Origin of the sequence: Amycolatopsis sp. BJA-103 (assembly GCF_002849735.1) — a bacterium.
Classification (GTDB): Bacteria; Actinomycetota; Actinomycetes; order Mycobacteriales; family Pseudonocardiaceae; genus Amycolatopsis.
On the sequence record NZ_CP017780.1, the window covers coordinates 5350975 to 5374379 of the forward strand.

Sequence of the window (23405 nt, forward strand, 5' to 3'; positions counted from 1 at the left end):
CCCTTCATAGCATCCCCCGGCGGTCAGATGACGCGTCCGCAGTTGCGGGCCCCGTTCCGCACCGCGAGCTCTCTCACCGCGTCCATCCGGGTGTCCGAGATCCCCATCAAGGTGGCCGAGCGGGCCCCGTTCTCCAAGAACCGCTCGCCCGCCTCGACGTACCCGTGGACGGCCGCCAAGAACTCCTCCCGCGCCGATGCCGCCCCTCCCGGCACCGTGCGGACCCCCGCCGCCCCCTTGAGGACGTCCTTGGCCTCGCCCACCCTCGTCGCGACGAAGTGCTGCCACTTGCGCTGCTCCGTCGCGACGTCCCCCTCAGGGTCCGGCCAGTAGCGCTGGATCGCACTGCTGTCCGTCCCCACCTGTACGCACACCCGGTCCACGGCGCGGTAGAACTCGGACGGCGAAACCGCGGCCGCCGGCCGCGACGGTGCCAAGACGACACACACCGCTGCGAAGCAGGCCAGAGCTGTCCCGTACGCCAGTTCCTCCACCACGCCGACCCCCAGAACCAAGTTTTTGAACAGGTTCAACTCGTTCAGGTTATGGCTCCGCCCCGAGCGGGGTCAAGAAGTTTTTTGAACGTGTTCAGACGAAGCGGCGGCGACCGGCGAGAGCGCCGAAGGTCATCTGCGCGACGAAGACCACGAGCATCATGATCCAGGGCACGGTCCAGCCCTCGGTGAGGTCGTGGAGGAGCCCGAAGAGGAACGGCCCGACGGCCGCCATCAGGTAGCCGATGCCCTGTGCCATCCCCGACAGCCGCGCGGTGTCCGCGCCGGTGCGCGCCCGCAGCGCGATCACCGTCAGCGCGAGGGAGAAGACGCTCATGCCGAGCCCGATGAGGAGACACCAGAGCAGCGGCGAGGCGGCCGGGGCGATCATCATGCCGACCATGCCCGCGAAGCCGAAGACGCCCAGCCCGACGATCCACGGGCTCTGGCTGCGGTGCCGCGCGGCCATCGGCGCGACCACGAGACTGATCGGGACGGCGATGAGCGAGATCAGCCCGAGCAGCAGGCCGGAGTCACCCTTGCTTACTCCGGCGTCGATCATCACCTCCGGCAGCCAGCCCATCACGACGTAGGCCAAAAAGGCCTGAGTGCCGAAGAAAAGGGTGACCATCCACGCAAGGGGGCTACGCAGGAGCGAACGCCCGCTACCCTGCTTGCCTGCCTCGGCAACGGTCGCACGCCCCGTACCGCGGGCTGCGAGAATCCAGACGAGGAGTGCGAGCACCGCCAGTACCGACCAGGCGCCCAGACCTTGGCGCCAGCCGCCGAACGCGTTCTCCAAGGGAGGGGTGAGCGCGGACCCCAGGGCGCCTCCGCCCTGCAGGGCGGCGGTGTACACGCCGGTCATCATGCCAACACGCGCCGGGAAGGAGTCCTTGATGACGACTGGGATCAGCACGTTCGCCAGCGCGATTCCCGCCGTGGCCACCAGGGTTCCCCCGAGCACGACGTACGGTCCGTCGATCACGCGCAGCACCAGGCCGACGGCCAGTACCGACAGCGCGGACGCGATGGCGGCGCCGACGCCGAACCGGCGGGCCAGCGCGGGAGCGGCGAGGCCGGCGGCGGCGAAACAGAGGCCGGGGAGGGTGGTGAGCACGCCGGCCCAGGTCGCCGTGGCGCCGAGGTCGTCGCGCATCTCGCCGAGGATCGGGCCGACGCTGGTGATCGCCGGGCGCAGGTTGAGGGCGACCAGGACCACCGCGACGCCGAGCAGGACACCGCCGGAGATCACTCCCGGCCGCCACTCCGTTTCGATCGCGCCTTCGAGTTCAAGACGGTCATCGAACGGGGAAACGGGTTCTCGGGAGTCGACACGCACGTCGGCTAGTATCACATACATAGGATGATTGGATGAAGGGACAACGCTGTGCCATTGGCCACCACGCGCCGTGCCGGCCTGGTCGATCAGGTCATCGAGCAGCTGCGTGACGCCGTCACGCAGGGAGAATGGCCCATCGGGCAGCGGATTCCGACCGAACCGGAGCTGGCAGGACAGCTCGGGGTCGGGCGCAACACCGTCCGTGAGGCCGTTCGCGCGCTGGCGCATACCGGGCTGCTCGAAGTCCGGCAGGGCGACGGCACCTACGTACGGGCCACGAGCGAGGTCTCGGGCGCCATCCGGCGGTTGTGCGGTTCGGAACTGCGCGAGGTGCTGCAGGTGCGGCGCATCCTCGAAGTCGAGGGCGCCCGGCTCGCTGCGAGATCGCGGACCGATGAGGAGGTCACCGAGCTCCGCTCACTGCTAGAACGCCGCAATCTCGAACTGCGGGAGCGCCACTGGGAGGACTTCGCCCGTCTCGACGCGGAATTCCACTTCGCCGTCGTCCAAAGTGGACACAACACCCTGCTGACCGAGATGTACCGCGGGCTCACCGAGGTGATCACGGCCAGCGTGGCCGCGACGTCGAACGTGACGCCGGGCGGCGAGTACCTGCCGGAGATCGGCCACGAAGGGCTCGCCGAGGCCATCGCCGACGGCGACGCCGACCGGGCCGCCTCCGAGGCGTGCGGTTTCCTCGACGAGCTGCTCGCCAGGGTGGAGCAGGACGAGAGCTGAGGGGACTTTCCCGCGTCCCACGTAAAAAGGGCCCTTCACCGCGTTTCATGCGGTGAAGGGCCCTTTCGACTCACGTCAGGGCAGCGTGAGGATCTCGGCGCCGTCTTCGGTCACCACGAGGGTGTGCTCGAATTGGGCGGTCCATTTCTTGTCCTTGGTGGTGACGGTCCAGTCGTCGGCCCAGATGTCGTAGTCGATGGTGCCGAGGGTGATCATCGGCTCGATCGTGAAGGTCATGCCCTGCTCGATGACCGTGTCGACCGACGGCTCCTCGTAGTGCAGCACGGTCGGCGCCGTGTGGAACGCCGGGCCGACGCCGTGGCCGGTGAAGTCGCGCACGACGCCGTAGTCGAACCGCTTCGCGTACGCCTCGATGACACGGCCGATCACGTTGAGCTGCCTGCCGGGTCGCACGGCCTTGATGGCGCGCATGGTCGCCTCACGCGTGCGCTCGACCAGCAGCCGCGCCTCCTCGGAGACGTCACCCGCCAGGAACGTCGCGTTGGTGTCGCCGTGGACGCTGCCGATGAACGCGGTGACGTCGATGTTGCAGATGTCGCCGTCCTCGATCACCGTCGAATCCGGGATGCCGTGGCAGATCACCTCGTTGAGCGAGGTGCAGCACGACTTCGGGAAGGCGCGGTAGCCGAGGGTGGACGGATACGCGTGGTTGTCCAGCAGGAACTCGTGGATCACCTTGTCGATGTCGTCGGTGGTCGCACCGGGTTTGACGGCCTTGCCGCCCTCCTCGAGCGCCTGCGCCGCGATCCGGCTGGCGACGCGCATCGCCTCGATCACCTCGGGCGTGCGGACCCCGTTGCCCGTGTCGCGTTTCGGCGCCGGCCGGTCGACGTACTCGGGGCGGGCGATGCTGGCGGGGACGACTCGCCTCGGCGTCTGGACACCGGGCTTCAAGGGGGAACGAACGGACATGAGCCCAGCCTACGACCTGCTCGCTAGCCGAGCCCCGCCAGGAAGCGCTGGGCGGCCTCGACGGCGGGTCTGGACGTCCCCGCGTCGGTGGTCAGCACCGCGAAGGCCAGGTCACCGGTGTAGCCGACGAACCAGCCGTGCGCGTGCGTCCCGTCGCCGAACTGGGCCGTCCCGGTCTTGCCCCGGACCTCCGGCAGGGGCTTGAGCAGCGTCGCCGTGCCGTCGGTGACGACCTCGCGCATCATGCCGCGGAGGGCGTCGAGCACCTCCGGCCGGATCGGCTTCCCGAGCCCGGACGAGGTCGCGGCCAGCCCCCGTACCAGCGTCGGCACCGGGATCTTCCCCGCCTGGACCGTCGCGGCGGCGACCGCCATGCCGAACGGGCTGGTCACGACGGTGCCCTGGCCGAACCCGTTCTCCGCCCGCTGCGCGACGGTGTTCGCCGGCGGCGCCGAGCCGGTGATCGTGGTCAGGCCCGGGATCACGAAGTCGGCGCCGATGCCGAGGTCGCGCGCGGCGTCGGTCAGCGCGGCGGGCGGCAGCTCGGTCGAGAGCTTCGCGAACGTCGTGTTGCAGGACTTGGCGAAGGCCGTGGACAACGGGACGACACCGAGGGCGAACTTGCCCTCGTTCGGCACCGTCCGGTTCTCGAAGGTGGCCGTGCCGGGGCAGTCGACGGGACTGCTCGCCTGCACCGACCCCGCGGACAGCGCCGCGAGGGCGGTGGCCATCTTGAACGTGGAGCCCGGCGGGAACCGGCCGGTCAGCGAGATCGCGCCCTGCGGGTCGGCCGGGGCGTTCTGCGCCACGGCCAGGAGCTCACCGGTCGACGGCTGGATCGCGACGAGCGCGGAAGCCGTCGGGACCGGGGCGAGCGCCCGCTCGGCCGAACCCTGCGCCTTCACGCTGAGCGTGCTGACGACCGCGGGGGCCGGTTTGGGCTGTTCGTTGTGCAGGTCGATGATCTCGCCGCCGCCCGTGTCGAGCGTGACGACGCGCCAGCCCGCCGAGCCCTCCACCTGATCCTCGACGAGCGTGCGGACGACGGGCAGCACCTGCTTGCCGAAGTTCTTGTCGTCGGGCAGCAGCCTGTCCTGCTGGCCGAACCGGACGCCGGGCAGGTCGTAGATCTCGGGTTTCACCTGTTGGTAGTCGTTCGCGCGCAGGCTGATCACCGGATAGCCGGATCCCGGCTTGAGCGCCTTCACCCCGTCGCGGATCGACTGGCCGGTCACCGAGGCGTCGAATCGGCCGAGGACCGCGCCGAGTTTGTCGGAGACGGCCGTCAGGTCCCCGGCCTTCGCCGGGTCGAGCACCACGCCGACGACGGTCTGCGGGCGCAGCAGCGGCATTCCGTCGCGGTCCAGCACCGGCGCGAGGTCCGGCGGCTCGGATTTCAGCGTGATGCTCTGCTGCGCGGCCAGCTGCGGATGGAGCACGGTCGGCAGCCAGCGCACCTTCCAGCCGTCCTGAGTGGAATGGACCTGCGCGTCGGCCTTGTACGTCCAGGCGCGGCCGCGCGGGAGGTTCCAGGTGAGCTGATAGGTCGCCGTCCCGTTGTCCGCCCCGGACGCGTGCTGGACCTTCGTGTCCGCGACCTTGATCGACTCGGGGGAAAGCGCCTTCCGCGTCATCTCCAGTGACGCGCGCGCGGCGTCCGGCGAATCGGTGAAGAACGCCGCGGCGGAGACGTCACCGGAGGAGAGCCCGCCGAGGAAACCCGAGATCGCGTCATCGGGACCGGAATCGGCGAAGAGTCCGCAGCCGGACGCCGAAAGCCCCACCACCCCCGCGAGCATGACGACGGCGAAACGACGACGTGCTGGCATGCACCGGATCCTGCCAGCCCCGGCGGTCACGGACCGGATGCAACGCCGATCCGGGCCGTGCCCGGTCTAAAAGAGAACCGTCGCGTACTGCCCGACCTGCTGGAAGCCGATCTTGCGATAGGCGGCGAGCGCCGGGCTGTTGTAGGCGTTGACGTACAGGCTCGCGGTGCGCCCCATCCCGCGGACGAGCCTGGTCACGACGGACGCCGTCCCGGCGGTGCCGAGGCCGCCGCTCCGCCGTTCCGGATGCACCCAGACGCCCTGGATCTGGCCGACCGTGGAGGACATCGCGCCGATCTCGGCCTTGAAGACGACCTCGCCGTCCTCGAACCGCGCGAAGGCGCGGCCGCCGGCGATCAGTTCCGCGACCCGGGCGCGATACCCGGCGCCGCCGTCGCCGTTGCGGGGGTCGACGCCGACCTCCTCGATGAACATGGCGATCGCGGCCGGGAGGTAGCGGTCCAGTTCTTCCGGGCGCACGGCACGGACCAACGGGTCGGCGGCCACGTGCGGGACGCCGTCGAGCGCCATCAAGGGCTGGTCGTGCCGGACTTCGCGGGCGGGGCCCCATTCCGGCTCGAGTTCGTCCCACAGCCCGAGCACCTGCTCGGCCGGGCCGACCAGTGACGAACAGCTCCGCTGGCGGCGCAGGGCGCGATCGGCGAAGGAGCGCAAGGCGGAGGCGTTGCCGCGCAACGGGATCAGATTCGGCCCGGAGAAGCAGAGCCCCTGGAGCCTGCCCGCGCGAACCGGACGGGAATCGGCGGCCCAGAGCTCACCACCCAGCCGCCAGGGGTCGAGACCCGCGGTCTCCACCCTGGCACTGACCATGCAGCTGCCGACCGGGTCTGCGGCGAGCGCGGCACGGACCGCCGGATAGTCCCGATCATCGAGCAGCCGTGCACCTGCAAGCCGCAACACCACTCCAGGGTGCCAGATGAGCGGCGTAAACGGAACGCAAGCTTCACGACACGCTGAGAGAACTTGGGCAGGTCGGGGCATCTGAGCGCAATGAAAGTCCCCTTCATCGCAAATTTTGCGATGAAGGGGACTTTCATTGCATGGTCTCGACCACTCAGCCGACGGTGACGGTGGGCTCTCCCTCGCCGATGGTCTCGCCCGACTCCTCGGCGATCCGCATGGCCTCTTCGATCAGCGTCTCGACGATCGCGTGCTCGGGCACGGTCTTGATGACCTCGCCCTTGACGAAGATCTGGCCCTTGCCATTGCCCGAAGCGACGCCGAGGTCGGCCTCGCGCGCCTCACCCGGGCCGTTGACGACACAGCCCATGACCGCGACGCGCAGCGGGATTTCCATGCCCTCGAGCCCGGCGGTGACCTGCTCGGCGAGCGTGTAGACGTCCACCTGCGCACGGCCGCACGAGGGGCAGGAGACGATCTCGAGCTTGCGCTCCTTGAGGTTCAGCGACTGCAGGATCTGGATCCCGACCTTGACCTCTTCCACCGGCGGCGCGGACAGCGAGACGCGGATGGTGTCGCCGATGCCCTGGCGCAGCAGCGCGCCGAACGCCACGGCCGACTTGATGGTGCCCTGGAACGCCGGGCCGGCCTCGGTGACGCCGAGGTGCAGCGGGTAGTCGCACTGCTCGGCGAGGATCTCGTACGCGCGCACCATGACCACCGGGTCGTTGTGCTTCACGGAGATCTTGACGTCGTAGAAGTCGTGCTCGGCGAACAGCGACGCCTCCCACAGCGCCGACTCGGCCAGCGCCTCCGGGGTCGCCTTGCCGTACTTGTCCATGATCCGCTTGTCGAGCGAACCCGCGTTGACGCCGATCCGGATCGGGGTGCCGTGGTCCTTCGCGGCCCGCGCGATCTCCTTGACCTGGTCGTCGAACTTGCGGATGTTGCCCGGGTTCACCCGGACCGCCGCGCAGCCCGCTTCGATCGCGGCGAAGACGTACTTGGGCTGGAAGTGGATGTCCGCGATCACCGGGATCTGAGACTTCCGGGCGATCGCGGACAGCGCCTCGGCGTCGTCCGCGGACGGGCACGCGACGCGCACGATGTCACAGCCCGCAGCGGTCAGCTCCGCGATCTGCTGCAGGGTCGCGTTGACGTCGGAGGTGAGGGTGGTGGTCATCGACTGCACCGAAATCGGGTGCTCGCTCCCGACGCCGACCGGCCCGACCTGCAGCTGTCGGGTCTTGCGACGCTCGGAGAGGACGGGAGGAGGAAGCGCTGGCATACCTAGAGCGACAGTCACACCGTCAAGCGTACCTACCCCGATCGGCGGACATCCACGACGTCAACCGTCACGGTGAGCAGCATTACCTGGGCAGCCCAACGGTGCTGACAGTGCGCTCCGTAATCGGAGGCGCCCGTCACTGGAACAGCTTGACCGGGTTCACGATGTCGGCGGTGACGGTGAGCAGAGTCACCGCCCCGCCGATGAAGACGAGCACCATCGTGACCGCGGAAAGCTTCGTGTAGTCGACCGGTCCGCCCGCCGACTTCCCGCGCAGTTTCCGGAACCAGTCCCGGACGCGCTCGTACCAGACCACCGCGATGTGCCCGCCGTCGAGCGGGAGCAGCGGCAGCAGGTTGAACACGCCGATGAAGAAGTTCAGGCTCGCCAGCAGGAGGACGAAGATCTCCCACAGACCGCGCTCGGCGGCCTCGCCACCGATCCGGCTGGCACCGACCACGCTGACCGGGGTGTTCGGGTCACGCTCGCCGCCGAAGATGGACTCCACGACCGCGGGGATCCGCGACGGGAACTCGATCAGCCGCTTGGCGGTCTCGGAGAACATCGTGCCGGTGAAGCTGAGCGTCCCGCCGATCGCGTCGACGGGGCCGTAGGTCAGCATCGGCGGCGCGGTGTTCTGGATCGGCGAGGCGCCGATCATGCCGACGTCCTTGACCGTGGTGTTGTTGGAGCCGTCGGCGACCAGCCGCTGCACCCGCGGCACGTCGACGGTCAGGTTCACCTGCTGTCCGTTCCGCTCGACCACGAACGGCGTCGGGCCGCTGGCGACCTGGACGGCGGCCAGCATGTCGCGCCAGGTCTTCACCGGCTTGCCCGCGACGGACAGGACCTTGTCGCCCGCCAGGAGGCCGGCGGTCTTCGCGGGGGTCGGGGCGCCGGGCGGGCAGGTCGTGTCGTTCAGCTGCTCCACGGTGGTGGCCGCGCGGGCACACGACGTGGCGCTGATCACCGCCTCGGTGGGAGCGGCCTGCGCGGCCGGGTTCGGCAGGCCCATGGTGACGGCCATCAGGTACAGGATGATGAACCCGAGGATGAAGTGCATCGCCGAGCCCGCCGACATGACGACGGTGCGCTTCCAGGTCTTGAAGCGCCACATCGCGCGCTTCGACTCCTCCGGGGTGACCTCGTCGAGCGCGGTCATCCCGGCGATGTCGCAGAACCCGCCGAGCGGGATCCACTTGAGGCCGTACTCGGTCTCACCTCGGCGGAAGGAGAAGATCGTCGGCCCGAAGCCGATGAAGTAGCGCCGGACCTTCATGCCGAAGGCCTTGGCCGCCCACATGTGGCCTGCTTCGTGCAACGCGACGGAGAGGCAGATCCCCAGCGCGAACAGCACGATCCCGAGAATGAACCACACGCGCTACTTCCCCTTACCGATCAGCGCACCGGCACGCGCGCGAGCCCAGCGCTCGGCAGCAAGTACGTCATCCACGTCGCGAGGTTCGCGACGCCATTCGTCGGCGGCTTCCACCACCTGGGCAATAGTGTCCACAATCGAGGTGAAGCCGGTGTTCTGTGCCAGGAAAGCGGCCACCAGTTCCTCGTTCGCCGCGTTGTACACCGCCGGGACACAGCCGCCGACGGTCCCGGCGTGCCTGGCCAGCTCGACGGCGGGGAAAGCCTCGTTGTCCAGCGGCTCGAAGGTCCAGCTCGCGGGCTTGTCCCAGACGCACGCGGCCGCGGCGCCGGGCACGCGCTCCGGCCAGTGCAGGGCCAGCGCGATCGGCAGCCGCATGTCGGGCGGGCTGGCCTGGGCGATCGTCGAGCCGTCCACGAACGTCACCATCGAGTGAATGATCGACTGCGGGTGGACGACCACGTCGATGCGGTCGGTCTCGATGTCGAACAGGAGCTTCGCCTCGATCAGCTCCAGCCCCTTGTTGACCAGGGTGGACGAGTTGATCGTGATGAGCGGGCCCATCGACCAGGTCGGATGCGCCATCGCCTGCTCGACGGTGACGTCGGCCAGTTCCTCGCGCTTGCGGCCGCGGAACGGGCCGCCCGAGGCGGTGAGCACCAGCCTGGCGACCTCGGACTCGCGGCCGGCGCGCAGGGCCTGCGCGATCGCAGAGTGTTCGGAATCGACCGGGACCAGCTGCCCTGGCTTGGCGGCGGCCAGCACGAGCGGCCCGCCCGCGATCAGCGACTCCTTGTTCGCGAGCGCGAGCGTGGCTCCGGTGGCCAGCGCGCGCAGCGTCGGCGCGAGCCCCTGGGAACCGGGAAGGGCGTTGAGGACGACGTCGACCGGGGTGGTGTCGATCATCTCGATGACCGCGTCGGCCCCGGCGAAGATGCGCGGGAGCTTGAAGTCGCCGCTGGAGTAGCCGCGCTTCTGCGCCTCGGCGTACAGCGCGAGCTGCAGGTCTTCCACGGCCGTCGGCCTGCTGACGGCGACGGCGTCGACCTGGTGCGCCAGGGCCTGGGCGGCCAGCGCGGCGGGGTCGGAGCCGCCCGCGGCGATCCCGGCGACCCGGAACAGCTCCGGGTTACGGGCCGCGACGTCGAGGGCCTGGGCGCCGACCGAACCGGTCGAACCGAGCACGAGCACACTTCGCGAGGTAGTCATCGGGGGTCATTGTCGCGCGGGGCCCGTCGGGCGCGTGCAGCCAGGTGTGGGATCATTCGCGGGCAAGCGAACCATCGGGTTTTGAGGAGTTGATCGTGGCGAGCAAGGCGGTCGAAAAGCGCGGCCGGGTGGGCGTCGACACCGTTGACCCCCACGACGAGCCGTCGGCCGAGTGGGGCTGGCACGGTTCCTTCCCGAAGGCGACGCGGATCGCGGGCTGGCTGAGCGCGATCATCCTGCTGGTGATGCTGTACGGCAACCACCACGGCTGGACCGAGAACCTGTGGCTGATCGGCCTGTCGCTGGCGCTGGTGTTCGGTCTCGTGATGGACATCCGCAAGCAGCGCACGGCCTGGCGCAAGTAGCACCTTCACGACTCAATGGCCCCTGTTCTCCGTCGAGGACAGGGGCCATTCGCCGTCATGGACCCACAACTCGGCGGCGATCTTGACCGCGTCGTCGGCCTCGACCCCGTAGCGATGCCGGTACTTCGCCGCCGGCCGCTGGATCGCCGCGGCGACGTCCCCGATGGCGACGTTGTTCCAGGAGTCGCCGGGGAAGAACTGCCGCATCACGGCGAGGAACCTGCCGGTCGCCCAGACCGGATCGGTCCGCTGCGCGAAGGAACCCCAGCTCGCTCGCTGCTGGAAGAGCCCGACGGAGTCGCCGAGTCCGCCGTCGAGGTTGGCGATGCTCGACTCGACGATCACCGTGGCGAGCGCGATGGCCGCCGCGCGTTCGTTGAGGCCCGATCTCTGGACGGTTTCGACGACCGCTCTGGCGCACGACGTGTTGTACGGGTTCATGTAGCCGCGCATCTTGGTGCCGAGTTGCTGATTGAGCGCTCCCGCCGTGTCGGCGTCGTCGGCGGAGGCGCCCGCCTGGGCGCAGGGCAGGGCGACGTGGTCGACCTGGTCGGGGCGGATCTCGGTGGGCGGGATCACGACGAGGGAGAGGGCGAGGTACGCGGCGGTGAGTGAGCTCAGCATGCGGTGGCCGTTCGGTGCAGGTGGTCGTGAGTGGCGATTCGTGTTCTAACCCGAATCGCCACTCACGACCACCTGAACCGGCTCCGTACCGGCGCTTGCCCACCCCCGGCCCGTGAAGCGCTACCCGACGACCACCCGATTGAGTTAGGTTCCCCCTCATGAAGCTGCGCTGGGGTGTCACCGCTGTCGTTTCCGCTCTCGCCGCCGTCCTGCTGCCGGGTGTGGCAACGGCCGCGCCCGCCGCCTCCGCGGGCTCACTGCCGATCGTGCGTTGCGAGTTCACGCCGACGCCGGAGAACCCCGCCGCCCGCCCGGTGTTCCGGCCGCTCCCCTTCGCGCTGACGCGCGGCACCATCGACGTCACGTTCCGCTTCAACTACGGCCCCGTCACCGTGCGCCTGAACCGCGCGGGCGCCGCCCCGTGCGCCGCGCACAACCTGGCGAGCCTGGCCCTGCAGCGCTTCTACGACCACAGCCAGTGCTGGCGCCTGACGAACTCCTCGCGCCTCGGCGTCCTTCAGTGCGGCGACATCTACGAAGCCGAGAAGGGCGGGCCGGGCTACAAGTTCCCGGACGAGGTCGACGGCACCGAGACCTACGAACGCGGCACCATCGCCATGGGCAACCAGGGACCGGGGACCAACGGCAGCGAGTTCTTCATCGTGCACTCGTTCGCGAACATCCCGAAGAACTACTCGGTGATGGGCAAGGTCGTGCGGGGCATGGAGGTGCTGGACCGGATCGTGGCGAACGGCATCATCCCGACGGATCCGAACGTGCCTGCCGACGGGCTACCCGCGAAGCCGGTGAAAATCCAGAAGGCGACCGTCGGCTTCTAAAGCGAAGCCTCCAAAAGACACGGAATTGCAGACCGTTCGGCCGAACCACACCGCTGACAACGAGCGGCTCGCGCTCCTCGCCGTCGCGACGACCGCGCCCTGCGCCTCGGCGGGGGTCACCGCCGAGGACGAGGCCCTTGCCTCGAGGGTGCGCCCGCAGGTCAGCTGGTTCTCGGGTTACAACGCGTCCTGCGCTCGGGCGATCATCAGGCAGGTGAAGGCCCGTGGCCTGAACCTCCGGGCGGCGAACATCGCGATCACCACGGCGATCACCGAGACCCACCTGAACAACTACAACCAGGCCCGATCACGACAGTCTCGGCCTGTTTCAGCAACGGCCGAGCCAGGGCTGGGGTACGCCGGCCGAACTGATCGATCCGGTGTACGCCACCAACGCCTTCCTGAACGCGATGCTGCGGAACTATCCCGGCGACTCGTGGCAGAGCGGCGACATCGCGAACATCTGCCAACGGGTCCAGCGTTCGGCGTTCCCCGACGGGTCGAACTACCGGGCCAACGTCGGTTCGGCGGCGGTGATCGCGGACGCGGCGTGGGGTTCCTCCGGCTCCGGGCGTGATTTCACCGGTGACGGTCGCGCCGATCTGATCGCGATCGATTCGGGCAACAGCCTCATCTTCTTCCCCGGCGACGGCGCCGGGCGCGTGAACCGGGGCGGCGGTGCCTGGACCGGCGCACACTGGGCGGGCTACCGCGAACTCGCCTGAACGGGAGCCGGGGGCCGGACACACCTCGGCCCCCGGCCCGGCGCGATCTCGTCCTTCTCAGTATCTGGGAGGACGAGGTCGCGCCTTTTCGCTGCCCAGGCGAGCCCGGCGCCCGTTCTCAAGTGACCTCTGAGCGAGAGCCGAGTCCCGGCGCGGGTATATCCGGTAAGCTCATCGAAGGTCGAGAGGCGCTGCAACGGACCGCTGAGTCCGCCACGCTCGGCCCCGGACACCACCGCAAGGGCGCCTCCCACGACATGGGAGGAGCGCTGGATGGAAACGACCGCCCTGCGAAAGCTGCTGGAAGAGCGAATCGTCGTGCTCGACGGCGCGTGGGGGTCGATGCTCCAGAACGCCGGCCTCAAACCAGAGGATTACCGCACCGAGCGGTTCCAGGATCACCCCCGTGACATCACCGGCGACCCCGACCTGCTGAACATCACCAGACCGGACATCGTCCTCGACATCCACCGCCAGTATCTCGACGCCGGCGCGGACATCACGACGACGAACACGTTCACCGCCACCACCATCGGCCAGGCGGACTACGGGCTCGAGAACCTCGCGTACGAGATGAACCTCCGCGGCGCCCAAATCGCGCGCGAGGCGGCGGACGCGGCGGGCGGGAAGTTCGTCGCCGGGTCGGTCGGGCCGCTGAACGTCACGTTGTCGCTGTCGCCGAAGGTCGAGGACCCGGCGTTCCGCGCGGTGACCTTCGACGAGGTCTACGCCTCATACGCGGATCAGATCAAGGCGCTCGCCGAGGGCGGCGTCGATCTGCTGCTCATCGAGACCATCTTCGACACCCTCAACTGCAAGGCCGCGATCTCCGCCGCCCGCGACGTCGCGCCGCATCTGCCGCTGTGGATCTCGGTCACGATCGTCGACCTGAGCGGCCGGACACTGTCCGGGCAGACGGTCGAGGCGTTCTGGAGCGCCGTCGAGCACGCGGAACCGCTGCTGGTCGGTGTCAACTGTTCGCTGGGCGCCGAGGAAATGCGCCCGCACATCGCCGAACTTTCCCGCCTCGCCGGCACGTACACGGCTTGTCACCCCAACGCCGGGCTGCCGAACGCGTTCGGCGGGTACGACCAGACGCCCGAGGAGACCGGCGGCCTGCTCGGCGACTTCGCCACGTCGGGGATGGTCAACGTCGTCGGCGGCTGCTGCGGCACGACTCCCGCGCACATCAAGGAGATCGCCGACGCGGTCCGCGGGATGACGCCGCGGCACGTCCCGGCTCCGAAGGCGAGTACCCGGTTCAGCGGGCTCGAGCCGTTCGAGATCGGCAAGGACACCGGCTTCGTCATGATCGGCGAGCGGACCAACGTCACCGGGTCCGCCAAGTTCCGCAAGCTGATCGAGGCCGACGACCACCAGGCCGCCGTCGACGTCGCGCTGGAGCAGGTCCGCGGCGGGGCGAACCTGCTGGACGTCAACATGGACGCCGACCTGCTCGACAGTGAAAAAGCGATGACCACCTTCCTCAACCTCATCGCCACCGAACCCGAGGTCGCCCGGCTGCCGATCATGATCGACAGCTCGCGGTGGACGGTCCTCGAAGCCGGGCTGAAATGCGTGCAGGGCAAGGGAGTCGTCAACTCCATCAGCCTCAAGGAGGGCGAGGAGCAGTTCCTCCAGCAGGCCCGGCGCATCCGCGACTACGGCGCGGGCGTGGTCGTGATGGCCTTCGACGAGCAGGGCCAGGCCGACACCGCCGACCGGAAGGTCGCGATCTGCGGCCGTGCCTACGATCTGCTGACGCAGAAGGCCGGTTTCGTCGCCGAGGACATCATCTTCGACCCGAACGTGCTCGCGGTCGCGACCGGTATCTCCGAGCACAACGGGTACGCCAAGGCGTTCATCGACGCGCTGCCGCGGATCAAGGAACGCTGTCCCGGCGTGCGCATCAGCGGCGGTATCTCGAACCTCTCGTTCTCCTTCCGCGGCAACAACATCGTCCGCGAGGCGATGCACTCCGCCTTCCTGCTGTACGCGGTGCGCGCCGGGCTGGACATGGGCATCGTCAACGCCGGGCAGCTCGCGGTCTACGAGGACATCCCCAAGGATCTGCTGGAACTGGTCGAGGACGTCCTCTTCGACCGCCGTGAAGACGCCACCGACAGGCTGGTCACCTTCGCGGAAACGGTCAGTGGCAAGGGAACCCAGCGCGTCATCGACCTGTCCTGGCGCGAAGGCACGGTCGAGGCTCGGCTCAGCCACGCGCTGGTGCACGGCATCGTCGACTACATCGAAGAGGACACCGAGGAAGCGCGCCAGAAGCTGCCGAGGCCGCTCGAGGTCATCGAAGGCCCGCTGATGGACGGCATGAAGATCGTCGGCGACCTGTTCGGATCCGGGAAGATGTTCCTGCCGCAGGTGGTCAAGAGCGCCCGCGTGATGAAGCGGTCGGTGGCCTATCTCGAGCCGTACATGGAGGCCGAGAAGGAGAAGGCCCGCCTCGAAGGCCGGGTCGAAACCCGCCAGGGCAACGGAAAGATCGTCCTGGCGACGGTCAAGGGGGACGTGCACGACATCGGCAAGAACATCGTCGGCGTCGTCCTCGGCTGCAACAACTACGAGGTGATCGACCTCGGCGTGATGGTCCAGGCTTCGGTCATCCTGGACACCGCCGTCTCCGAAGGTGCCGACGCCATCGGGCTTTCCGGCCTGATCACGCCGTCGCTGGACGAAATGGTCAACGTCGCCACCGAAATGGAGCGGCGCGGGCTGAAACTCCCGCTGCTGATCGGCGGCGCGACCACGTCACGCCAGCACACCGCGGTCCGCATCGCGCCCGCGTACGAGAACACGACCGTGCACGTCCTCGACGCCTCCCGCGTCGTCGGTGTCGTCGGTGACCTGCTCGACGCGGACCGCGCCGAGATCCTCGACAAGAACAACCGGGCCGACCAGGAGAAGCTGCGTGAGCAGCACGCCAACAAGCAGCGCACCCCGCTGCTGACGGTCGCGCAGGCCAGGGCGAACCCGGAGAAGGTGTCCTTCAACGAGGTCCCGACGCCCGAGTTCACCGGTGTCCGGTACGTCTCGCCGACGCTCACCGAACTGCGCGAGATGGTCGACTGGACCTTCCTCTTCCTGGCCTGGGAGCTGAAGGGCAAGTACCCGGCGATCCTCTCGAACCCGGTCGCGCAGGAGCTGTTCGACGACGCGAACACCCTGATGGACCAGATCGTCGCCGAGGAGCGGTTCCAGGCCAAGGGCGCGTACGCGTTCTGGCCTGCGCACTCCGAGGGCGACGACATCATCCTGGAGTCGGGAGTCAAGTTCCCGATGCTGCGCCAGCAGACGAAGAAACCGCTGGAGCGGCCGAACCGCTGCCTGTCCGACTACATCGCCCCGGCCGGGGCGGGCGACCACCTCGGCGGATTCGCGGTCACCATCCTCGGTGCCGAGGACTTCGCCGCCGAGTTCGAAGCGAAGCAGGACGACTACCGCGCCATCATGGTGAAAGCGCTCGCGGACAGGCTCGCCGAGGCGTTCGCCGAGTACATCCACCTGAAGGCACGGCGGGAATGGTTCGAGCCCGACGCAGATCCGAAGCTGGAAGACCTGCACGCCGAGAGGTTCCGCGGGATCCGTCCCGCGCTCGGCTACCCGGCCAGCCCGGACCACAGCGAGAAGCAGGAGCTGTTCGACCTGCTCGACTCCGACAAGCTCGGAATGACGCTGACGGAGTCCTTCGCGATGTCGCCCGCGGCGAGCGTGTCCGGGCTGATCTTCGCCCACCCCGAGTCGAAGTACTTCACCGTCGGACGGCTCGGCAAGGACCAGGTCGAGGACTACGCCGCCCGGCGGGGCCTCGAACTGTCCACTATGGAGCAATGGCTGCGCCCGAACCTCGCCTACGAGCCCGAATGACACAATGATCAGGTGACTGCCGAGGGCTCGGACTTCCTGCAGCTGGACATCGGTGACGCGCCGCCGGGGCGCCGGTCGGACTGGCTGGCGTCGCGGCTGCGGCACGCCATCTCCGACGGCCGCCTGCCGGTCGGCAGCAGGCTGCCCGCGACCAGGGCGCTGGCCGCGGACCTGCGGGTCTCGCGCGGCGTGGTCACCGAGGCCTACCAACGGCTGGTCGAGGACGGCCACGTCGCCGGACGCGGCCGCGCGGGCACCGTGGTCGTCGCGGCTCCCGCGAGGACGAAGGAGCAAACGGCGCCCGGGCCGCCGTCGGCGGGCACGATCTTCCAGCCCGCCCCCGGGATCGGCGTCTTCGATTCACTGCGGTCGACACCGGCGAAGATCGACCTGTCCCCCGGCGTACCGGATCTGACGGCCTTCCCGAGGACGGCTTGGCTGCGCGCCGAACGCACCGTGCTCAACGACCTCTCGGCGGCGGCCTTCGGCTACGGCGACCCGCGTGGCGCGCCCGCGCTGCGGCTGGCCATCGCGCGCTGGATCGCCCGCACCCGCGGCATCACCGCCGACGCCGACGACGTCCTGATCGTCGCCGGCGTCGCGCAGGGTCTCGGGTTGCTGGCCCAGGTGCTGTGCGACAACGGGATCTCCGAGATCGCCGTCGAGGATCCGAGCTCGCTGGGCGCGCGGCAGCATCTGCACGACCGGCGGCTGGCGACGCCGCCGATCCGCGTGGACGAGGACGGGATCGACGTCGACGAGCTTGTCCGCAGCGGCGCGCCCGCCGTCCTGCTCACGCCCGCGCACCAGTTCCCGACCGGTGTCGTGCTCGGCGGGGAGCGCCGTCGTGAGCTCATGCGCTGGGCCGCGGACGGCGGGCTGATCATCGAGGACGACTACGACGCCGAGCACCGCTACGACCGTCCGCCGGTCCCCGCGCTGCGCTCGATGCTGGCCGAACAGGTCTGCTACGCGGGCAGCGTGTCGAAGTGGCTCGCGCCCGCGCTCCGGGTGGGCTGGATGCTGGTGCCGCCGCGGTACCGGGACGAGGTGGTCGCGGCCAAACGGTTCGCCGACCTCGGCAACGCCGTCCTCCCGCAGCTGGTGCTCGCGCATCTCATGGAATCCGGCGAGATGGAGCGGCAGCTGCGGTTCGTGCGCAAACGGCACCGCCGCCGGCGGGACGCGATGATCGAAGCGCTCCGGACCCATCTCCCGGACGCCGTGGTGCACGGCGCGGCCGCCGGGCTGCACCTGACGATCACCTTCGACGCCGAGTTCTCCGACCTCGACTTCGCCGCCGCCGCGCTGGAGCAGGGCGTGAAGGTGCAGCCGCTGTCGTGGCACTGCCAGCGGCCGATGAATCCGGGTCTCGTCCTCGGCTACGGGGCCAGCCCGGCGAGTGACATCGCCGAAGGCATCGCCGTCCTGGGCAAGATTTCCCGCGTTTCGTCCTCTGGTTGTGGTAGTTCGCCGGCGAACTACCGCAACTAGAGGACGAATTGCCGGGGGAAGGGCAGGAGCGAGGACGGGTCCTCGACGTGGGCGTTGTGGCCGAGTCCCCGGAGTACGGCGGAGTGCGGGCTGAGCGCGCGAAGCTGCTCAGGACGGCTCATGGGGTCGTGTTCTCCGGCCGCGAGGACGACCGGGCAGCGCGCCGCGCCGAGCAGGCCACGCATGTCGGGAGCGCCGACGCCGAACGCGCGCGGGTCCAGCGCCAGCCGCCAGCCGCCTTCGGTTTCGGCCACGCCGTCGGGGTCCGCCTCGGCGATCCCGACCAGACCGGCGATCTTGAGAAAGCCGCGTTCGGCGTCCTCACGGCTCGGGAACACCCTCGGCGGCTTGGCCGCCATGGCGGTCGCCCTCGAAAGGTCGCTCTCGCTCCATTCGACCTTGACGCCGATCGCGAACAGCCCGGCGACCTTCACCCCGAACCAGCCGCTGGCCAGCGCGAGCCCGACCACGCCGCCCAGCGAATGGCCGATCACCAGCAGCGGACCGCGTTCCGGGAGCGCGTCGGCGACCGCCGCGGCCAGACCGCCGAACGAGTAGTGCGGCAACCGGGCCGATCCCCCGTGTCCCGGCAGGTCGGGCGCCAGCCAGCGGTATCCCGGCTCCGCCATGAGGCCGTCCCAGACCGCTCCCGTCGCGCCGAGGCCGTGCAGCAGGAGCACGGCGGGGCCATCGGTTCCGGCGGTGCGCATCTTCAGGGTTTCCACCGGACGGATCTTTCCCCAGTCCCCCGTCCGCGGGCTAGTCCGTGTCGTGCGCGTCTGTTCGATGGGCTTCGTGATCCAGGTGGTTCCTGACGTCACGGGCGATTCGGCCTCGTACCGGGTTGTACTCGGCTGGATCGCCCGTGACGTCAGGGACCATTTGGGCGCGAAGACCGCGAACAGACGCGCACGACACGGGCTAGTGTTCGGAGCCGTGATCACCGATCCGGACACCTATACCCGGGGCGTGCCGTACGAGCACCTCGCGGCGCTGCGCCGGGAGTCGCCGGTCGTGCGGGTGGACGATTTCTGGGCCGTGCTCGGACATTCGGACGTCAAGTACGTGCTGAAGAATCCGAAGCTGTTCTCGTCGCACCTGGGCGGGACGCAGATCCGGGACCCGGCGACCGAACAGGACCTCGGTTACGTCCGCCGGATGATGCTCAACATGGATCCGCCCGAGCACGCCCGGCTGCGGGGCCTGCTCACCAGGGCGTTCACGCCGCGCGCGGTCGGCAGGCTGACCGAGCGGATCCACGGCTGGGCAAGGGATCTGATCACCGCAGTCGCGGCGGAGCGGCGATGTGATTTCGCCGCCGTCGCCGCCGATCTCCCGCTGCTGACGCTCGCCGAGGTCTTCGGGATTCCCGAACAGGACCGGCGGCTGATGTACGACTGGAGCAATCGCGTGATCGGCTACCAGGACGCGGACTACGCGGTGAGCGCGACCGTCGAAGCGGGAGAGGTCACCGAGCTCGCGCGGGCGGCGCTGGCCGTGCGGCCGGTTCCGGGCCCGGACGGTGCGATGCCCGATCCGCGCACCCGCGCCGGGATGCCGGATCTCTACGCGTACGCCACCGCGCTCGGCGAGTACAAGCGACGGCACCCCGGCGACGACGTGATGAGCAACCTGATGGGTCACGTGGAAGACGGAGGCCGGGTCTCGATCGACGAGTTCGAGAATCTGTTCTGGCTGTTTTCCGTGGCGGGCAACGAAACGCTGCGCAACGGGATCCCCGGCGGGATGCTGGCGCTGCTGTCGCATCCGGACCAGTACCGGCGGCTGCTGGCCGACCGTTCGCTGCTTCCCGTTGCGGTGGAAGAGATGCTCCGCTGGTGGACGCCGGTCATGCACTTCCGCCGGACCGCGACCGAAGACGTCACTCTGTCCGATGTGGACATCCGCGCGGGCGACAAGGTCGTCGTCTGGTTCTCGTCGGCGAATCGCGACGAGTCCGTTTTCGAAGCCCCGGACCGCTTCGACATCGGCCGGACGCCCAACGACCACCTGACCTTCGGGCACGGCCCGCATTTCTGTCTCGGCGCCCAGCTCGCCAGGGTGCAGCTGCGCGCGATGTTCGAAGCGATCCTCGACCTGCCCGGCGAGGTGGAACTCGACGGCACCCCGGTGCGGTTGCGGTCGAACTTCCAGAACGGGCTGAAGTCCCTGCCGATCCGCTGGTAGCGAAGGGCCCCTTCCCGCCCCCGAGCGCGGGAAGGGGCCATCACCCCCTGGTCATTCGGCGGCGGCGAACTCCGGTTCGGCGACGGCGGAGCGGGCTTCGGCCTTGCGCAGGCCGACGACTCCGGACAGCGCCACCAGGACACTGATCACGGCGATGCCGGTGACGACGGTCAGCGCGGGCGCCAACCCGTTCAGCAGCGCGGCCGGGCCGGTGGCGCCACCCGCGTTGCCGGTCAGGACCGCGGTCACCACGGCGAGGCCGATCGCACCGCCGACCTGGATCGACGTGTTCAGCAGACCGCCGGCGAGCCCCTGCTCGTCGTCGGAGATGCCGTTGGTCGCCTGGATGTTGAGCGAGGAGAACGCCAGCATGAAGCCGACACCCAGCAGGATCATGCTCGGCAGCACCGAACCGGCGTAGCTGGAACTCTCGTCGATCCGCAGGAACAGCGCGTACCCGATGACGTGGGCGACGACTCCGGCGAGGATCGTGCGCGGCGTGCCGAGCCGGTCGATCAGCGGCTCGATCCTGGGCGAACCGAAGGCCACGATCAGCGCGGCGGGCAGGAATCCGAGCGCGGTCTGCAACGCGGACCAGCCGAGGACGGTCTGCAGGTACAGCATGACCACGAACTGGAAACCGATGTAGGCGCCGAAGAACGTCGCGCCGCCGAGGTTGGCGCGGGCCAGCGGGCCCGAGCGCAGGATGCCGAGGCGGAGCAGCGGGTGCTTGCTGCGCTTCTCGATGAGCACGAAGGTGACGAGCAACGCGAGCGCGAGCGCGAACGTGATCAGCGTCCTCGGGGAGGCCCAGCCGATCTCCGGCGCCTCGACCACGGCGAAGACCAGCAGGAGCGAACCGGCGGCACCGGTGATAGCGCCGGGGAAGTCGTAGCCGCCACCCTCCTGCGGGCGGTAGGACGGGATCAGCTTGACCGCGGCGGCCAGCGCGGCGAGCGCGATCGGCACCGGCAGCAGGAACGTCCAGCGCCAGCCCACCTCGGTGAGCAGACCGGAGAACACGAGGCCCGCGGAGTAACCGCTGGCACCGAAGACGGCGAAGATGCTGATCGCCCGGTTGCGGGCGGGGCCTTCGTGGAAGGTCGTGGTGATGATGGACAGCGCGGCCGGCGCGGTGAACGCGGCGGCGAGACCCTTGATGAAGCGGGTGGCGATCAGCAGCGCGCCGTCGTCGACGAGACCGCCGAGCAGGGAAGCGACCGCGAAGACCGCGACGGCGACAAGGAAGACCCGGCGCCTGCCGAGCAGGTCGGCGGTGCGCCCGCCGAGAAGCAGCAGGCCACCGTAGCCGAGCACGTAGGCGCTGATGACCCATTGCAGGGCACCGGTGGAGAGGCCGAGTTCGGCCTGGATGGACGGGAGGGCGACGGCGACCATCGACACGTCGAGCGCGTCGAGGCCCACGACGACGGACACGGTGAGCAGGACACCCCAGAGGCGCGCGTCCCACCTTGTAGAGCTGGTGGACAGCTGCACGGAAGAACTCATGATCCGTAGAGTACATGCACACGCATCTAATGCAAGTGCATTTAATGACTTTGCATAAAATTCATGTGCATGCTATCTTGGGCCGCGTGAGCGACGTCGCCGAACAAGACCTGCTGCAGGAGTGGCACGCCCTGTCCGCACGGCACGCGGCGGTCTTCGGACGGCTCGAGTGCCGGCTCCAGGAGCGCCACGGCCTCGGCGTCACCGAATTCGAAGCCCTCGAACGCCTGGTGAACTGCGTCGTCGGCAAATGCCGCGCGGCCGATCTCACCGAGGTCGTCCACCTGAGCCAGAGCGCCACTTCGCGACTCGTCGCCCGCCTCGAGCGCGAGGGGCTCGTGCAGCGCGCGCTCTGCGAGTCGGACCGGCGCGGGATCTTCGTCGTCGTGACCGACGAAGGCCGCCGTCGCTACGAAGAGGCGAAGCCGACCCACCGGGCGACGCTGAACGAAACCCTCACCATCAAGGCTTGAGTCACTTCTCGCCGATTTTGACCGCGGTCAGGGTGATCACCGCGTCGGCGGCGACTTTCGTCCCCGGCGCCGGGTCCTGACCCGTCTGGACCCAGTTCCGGTCCATCACGAGCATCCGGCCCTTGCCGGTCCCGTCGACCTCGCGCAGGTTGTACAGGCCCGCCGCCTGCATCGCGTCCTGCGCGTCCTGATGGTTCATCCCCGAGACGTCCAGGACGGTGACGAGCTTGGCGGCCGCCGTTGTCGGAGCGCTCGCCCGGCTGGACGGCTGCGCGCTCGCCACCGTCTCCGTGACGGTCGCCGGCGCCCCCGGCCGCGGGTTCGGAGCACCGCACGCGGCGAGGCCGAGCGCGCCGACGGCGAGAAGCAGGGCGATCCGGCTGGCGGTCTTCGTCATCCCGGGACTCCAGTCTGTGGTGATGAGACCGAAGAGAGTCGCGCCAGGACGGCTGATCGTTAGCACCCGATCAGGGCCACCGAGGTAAAGAATATTTGACATGGTGTCTAGAACTCTTTACCTTGGAACACGTGGCACTGGAAGAGAAGCGCGCGTGGATCATGCTCGTGGTCACGGTTTTCGCCTACGCGGCGTACCTGATCGTCGTCCTCGGCGGGGCGAGATCCGGCCCGCTCGTCGATGTCCCTTACGTGGCACCGTTGCTGTGGACGATCGGGGCGGCCATCGTGGCCTCGATCGTGCTGCACATCGCGGCGTCGATCGCCTCACCGCGTGACGCGGGGCGCAAAGACCAGCGAGACCGCGAAATCGGCCGGTTCGGTGAGCACGTCGGGCAGTCGTTCGTCGTCATCGGCGGCGTCGCGGCGCTCGTCATGGCGATGGCGGAACTGGACCACTTCTGGATCGCCAACACCGTGTACCTCGCCTTCGTCCTGTCCTCCCTGCTCGGTTCGATCGCGAAGATCGCCGCCTACCGCCGGGGATTCCAGACATGGTGAAACCGACCAAGGTCATGAACTCGATCCGCGCCCTGCGCTTCGCCGCCGGTGAGATGACGCAGGCGCAACTCGCGGACCGGATCGGCGTCACGCGCCAGACGGTCATCGCCATCGAACAGGGCCGCTACTCACCGTCCCTCGAGATGGCCTTCCAGATCGCCCGGGTGTTCGGCGTCGGACTCGACGACGTTTTTCAGTACCCAGACTAGGAAAGAGGC

Annotated in this window: 22 protein-coding genes; 10 read left to right on the top strand and 12 right to left on the bottom strand. The window is 69.0% G+C overall.

The window, feature by feature from the left end; all coding sequences use genetic code 11:
- Nucleotides 1-23: 23 nt before the first annotated feature.
- Nucleotides 24-533, bottom strand: a complete 510-nt coding sequence (locus BKN51_RS23155) for a hypothetical protein (protein WP_233223017.1) — start codon at nt 531-533, stop codon at nt 24-26.
- A gap of 55 nt (nt 534-588) precedes the next feature.
- On the bottom strand, nt 589-1836 hold the full coding sequence (locus BKN51_RS23160) for a CynX/NimT family MFS transporter (RefSeq protein WP_101609598.1): 1248 nt from the start codon (nt 1834-1836) through the stop codon (nt 589-591).
- A 48-nt stretch (nt 1837-1884) separates the two neighbouring features.
- On the opposite strand from BKN51_RS23160, the gene BKN51_RS23165 reads away from it, so the two are divergent.
- Complete coding sequence (locus BKN51_RS23165) at nt 1885-2574, top strand: FadR/GntR family transcriptional regulator (protein WP_101609599.1); 690 nt, start codon at nt 1885-1887, stop codon at nt 2572-2574.
- 75 nt (nt 2575-2649) lie between these two features.
- On the opposite strand, the gene map is transcribed toward BKN51_RS23165, so the two are convergent.
- The 6 genes from map to dxr all read right to left on the bottom strand — a co-directional run bounded on the left by map (nt 2650) and on the right by dxr (nt 10132).
- Nucleotides 2650-3507, bottom strand: a complete 858-nt coding sequence (gene map / locus BKN51_RS23170; RefSeq protein WP_101609600.1) for a type I methionyl aminopeptidase — start codon at nt 3505-3507, stop codon at nt 2650-2652.
- A gap of 23 nt (nt 3508-3530) precedes the next feature.
- On the bottom strand, nt 3531-5336 hold the full coding sequence (locus tag BKN51_RS23175) for a penicillin-binding transpeptidase domain-containing protein (RefSeq protein ID WP_101609601.1): 1806 nt from the start codon (nt 5334-5336) through the stop codon (nt 3531-3533).
- A gap of 66 nt (nt 5337-5402) precedes the next feature.
- Nucleotides 5403-6257, bottom strand: a complete 855-nt coding sequence (locus BKN51_RS23180; RefSeq protein WP_101609602.1) for a GNAT family N-acetyltransferase — start codon at nt 6255-6257, stop codon at nt 5403-5405.
- Between the two features lie 154 nt (nt 6258-6411).
- Nucleotides 6412-7563, bottom strand: a complete 1152-nt coding sequence (gene ispG / locus BKN51_RS23185; RefSeq protein WP_168214373.1) for a flavodoxin-dependent (E)-4-hydroxy-3-methylbut-2-enyl-diphosphate synthase — start codon at nt 7561-7563, stop codon at nt 6412-6414.
- Nucleotides 7564-7681: 118 nt separating this feature from the next.
- Nucleotides 7682-8923 carry a M50 family metallopeptidase gene (locus BKN51_RS23190; RefSeq protein WP_101609604.1) on the bottom strand — a complete coding sequence of 414 codons (1242 nt, stop codon included), beginning with the start codon at nt 8921-8923 and terminating at the stop codon, nt 7682-7684.
- Nucleotides 8924-8926: 3 nt separating this feature from the next.
- Complete coding sequence (gene dxr, locus BKN51_RS23195) at nt 8927-10132, bottom strand: 1-deoxy-D-xylulose-5-phosphate reductoisomerase (protein WP_101609605.1); 1206 nt, start codon at nt 10130-10132, stop codon at nt 8927-8929.
- 95 nt (nt 10133-10227) lie between these two features.
- Between dxr and BKN51_RS23200 the strand changes: the two genes are divergently transcribed.
- On the top strand, nt 10228-10497 hold the full coding sequence (locus BKN51_RS23200) for a DUF2631 domain-containing protein (RefSeq protein ID WP_101609606.1): 270 nt from the start codon (nt 10228-10230) through the stop codon (nt 10495-10497).
- Nucleotides 10498-10509: 12 nt separating this feature from the next.
- Here BKN51_RS23200 and BKN51_RS23205 read toward each other — a convergent pair whose 3' ends face one another.
- Entirely contained in the window at nt 10510-11121 is a 612-nt protein-coding gene (locus BKN51_RS23205) for a hypothetical protein (RefSeq protein ID WP_101609607.1), read from the bottom strand.
- Nucleotides 11122-11279: 158 nt separating this feature from the next.
- Here BKN51_RS23205 and BKN51_RS23210 point away from each other — a divergent pair, with 158 nt between their 5' ends.
- The 4 genes from BKN51_RS23210 (at nt 11280) to pdxR (ending at nt 18061) form a co-directional block, all read left to right on the top strand.
- On the top strand, nt 11280-11960 hold the full coding sequence (locus tag BKN51_RS23210; protein WP_101609608.1) for a peptidylprolyl isomerase: 681 nt from the start codon (nt 11280-11282) through the stop codon (nt 11958-11960).
- A gap of 380 nt (nt 11961-12340) precedes the next feature.
- Nucleotides 12341-12685, top strand: coding sequence for a hypothetical protein (locus BKN51_RS23215; RefSeq protein WP_101609609.1), 345 nt, complete (start codon nt 12341-12343; stop codon nt 12683-12685).
- Between the two features lie 273 nt (nt 12686-12958).
- On the top strand, nt 12959-16567 hold the full coding sequence (metH, locus tag BKN51_RS23220) for a methionine synthase (protein ID WP_101609610.1): 3609 nt from the start codon (nt 12959-12961) through the stop codon (nt 16565-16567).
- 12 nt (nt 16568-16579) lie between these two features.
- The gene (gene pdxR, locus BKN51_RS23225; RefSeq protein WP_101609611.1) at nt 16580-18061 is read left to right on the top strand and encodes a MocR-like pyridoxine biosynthesis transcription factor PdxR; all 1482 of its coding nucleotides are present in this window, start codon (nt 16580-16582) and stop codon (nt 18059-18061) included.
- Here pdxR and BKN51_RS23230 read toward each other — a convergent pair.
- A complete protein-coding gene (locus BKN51_RS23230) occupies nt 18058-18786 on the bottom strand; it encodes an alpha/beta fold hydrolase (RefSeq protein ID WP_101609612.1) in 729 nt (242 codons plus the stop codon). The genes pdxR and BKN51_RS23230 overlap by 4 nt on opposite strands.
- A 211-nt stretch (nt 18787-18997) precedes the next feature.
- Here BKN51_RS23230 and BKN51_RS23235 point away from each other — a divergent pair, with 211 nt between their 5' ends.
- Nucleotides 18998-20248 carry a cytochrome P450 gene (locus BKN51_RS23235; RefSeq protein WP_101613410.1) on the top strand — a complete coding sequence of 417 codons (1251 nt, stop codon included), beginning with the start codon at nt 18998-19000 and terminating at the stop codon, nt 20246-20248.
- 51 nt (nt 20249-20299) lie between these two features.
- Here BKN51_RS23235 and BKN51_RS23240 read toward each other — a convergent pair whose 3' ends face one another.
- Complete coding sequence (locus BKN51_RS23240; protein ID WP_101609613.1) at nt 20300-21757, bottom strand: MFS transporter; 1458 nt, start codon at nt 21755-21757, stop codon at nt 20300-20302.
- Nucleotides 21758-21843: 86 nt separating this feature from the next.
- Here BKN51_RS23240 and BKN51_RS23245 point away from each other — a divergent pair, with 86 nt between their 5' ends.
- Nucleotides 21844-22230 (top strand): MarR family winged helix-turn-helix transcriptional regulator, encoded by a 387-nt coding sequence (locus tag BKN51_RS23245; protein WP_101609614.1) that lies wholly within the window; start codon nt 21844-21846, stop codon nt 22228-22230.
- A 1-nt stretch (nt 22231) separates the two neighbouring features.
- On the opposite strand, the gene BKN51_RS23250 is transcribed toward BKN51_RS23245, so the two are convergent.
- Nucleotides 22232-22627, bottom strand: a complete 396-nt coding sequence (locus BKN51_RS23250) for a PASTA domain-containing protein (protein WP_101609615.1) — start codon at nt 22625-22627, stop codon at nt 22232-22234.
- A gap of 131 nt (nt 22628-22758) precedes the next feature.
- On the opposite strand from BKN51_RS23250, the gene BKN51_RS23255 reads away from it, so the two are divergent.
- Together BKN51_RS23255 and BKN51_RS23260 are read left to right on the top strand one after the other, a co-directional pair.
- Nucleotides 22759-23187, top strand: coding sequence for a hypothetical protein (locus BKN51_RS23255; protein ID WP_101613411.1), 429 nt, complete (start codon nt 22759-22761; stop codon nt 23185-23187).
- Nucleotides 23181-23396, top strand: a complete 216-nt coding sequence (locus tag BKN51_RS23260) for a helix-turn-helix transcriptional regulator (RefSeq protein ID WP_101609616.1) — start codon at nt 23181-23183, stop codon at nt 23394-23396. Before BKN51_RS23255 ends, BKN51_RS23260 begins: the two co-directional genes overlap by 7 nt.
- The last annotated feature ends 9 nt before the right edge of the window (nt 23397-23405 follow it).

Bases quoted from the DNA above. Each gene is read 5' to 3' on its own strand.
- BKN51_RS23250 (WP_101609615.1), bottom strand. From the start codon at position 22,627: ATGACGAAGACCGCCAGCCGGATCGCCCTGCTTCTCGCCGTCGGCGCG.
- BKN51_RS23260 (WP_101609616.1), top strand. From the start codon at position 23,181: ATGGTGAAACCGACCAAGGTCATGAACTCGATCCGCGCCCTGCGCTTC.
- map (WP_101609600.1), bottom strand. From the start codon at position 3,507: ATGTCCGTTCGTTCCCCCTTGAAGCCCGGTGTCCAGACGCCGAGGCGA.
- BKN51_RS23210 (WP_101609608.1), top strand. From the start codon at position 11,280: ATGAAGCTGCGCTGGGGTGTCACCGCTGTCGTTTCCGCTCTCGCCGCC.
- BKN51_RS23240 (WP_101609613.1), bottom strand. From the start codon at position 21,757: ATGAGTTCTTCCGTGCAGCTGTCCACCAGCTCTACAAGGTGGGACGCG.
- dxr (WP_101609605.1), bottom strand. From the start codon at position 10,132: ATGACTACCTCGCGAAGTGTGCTCGTGCTCGGTTCGACCGGTTCGGTC.
- BKN51_RS23175 (WP_101609601.1), bottom strand. From the start codon at position 5,336: ATGCCAGCACGTCGTCGTTTCGCCGTCGTCATGCTCGCGGGGGTGGTG.
- BKN51_RS23205 (WP_101609607.1), bottom strand. From the start codon at position 11,121: ATGCTGAGCTCACTCACCGCCGCGTACCTCGCCCTCTCCCTCGTCGTG.
- metH (WP_101609610.1), top strand. From the start codon at position 12,959: ATGGAAACGACCGCCCTGCGAAAGCTGCTGGAAGAGCGAATCGTCGTG.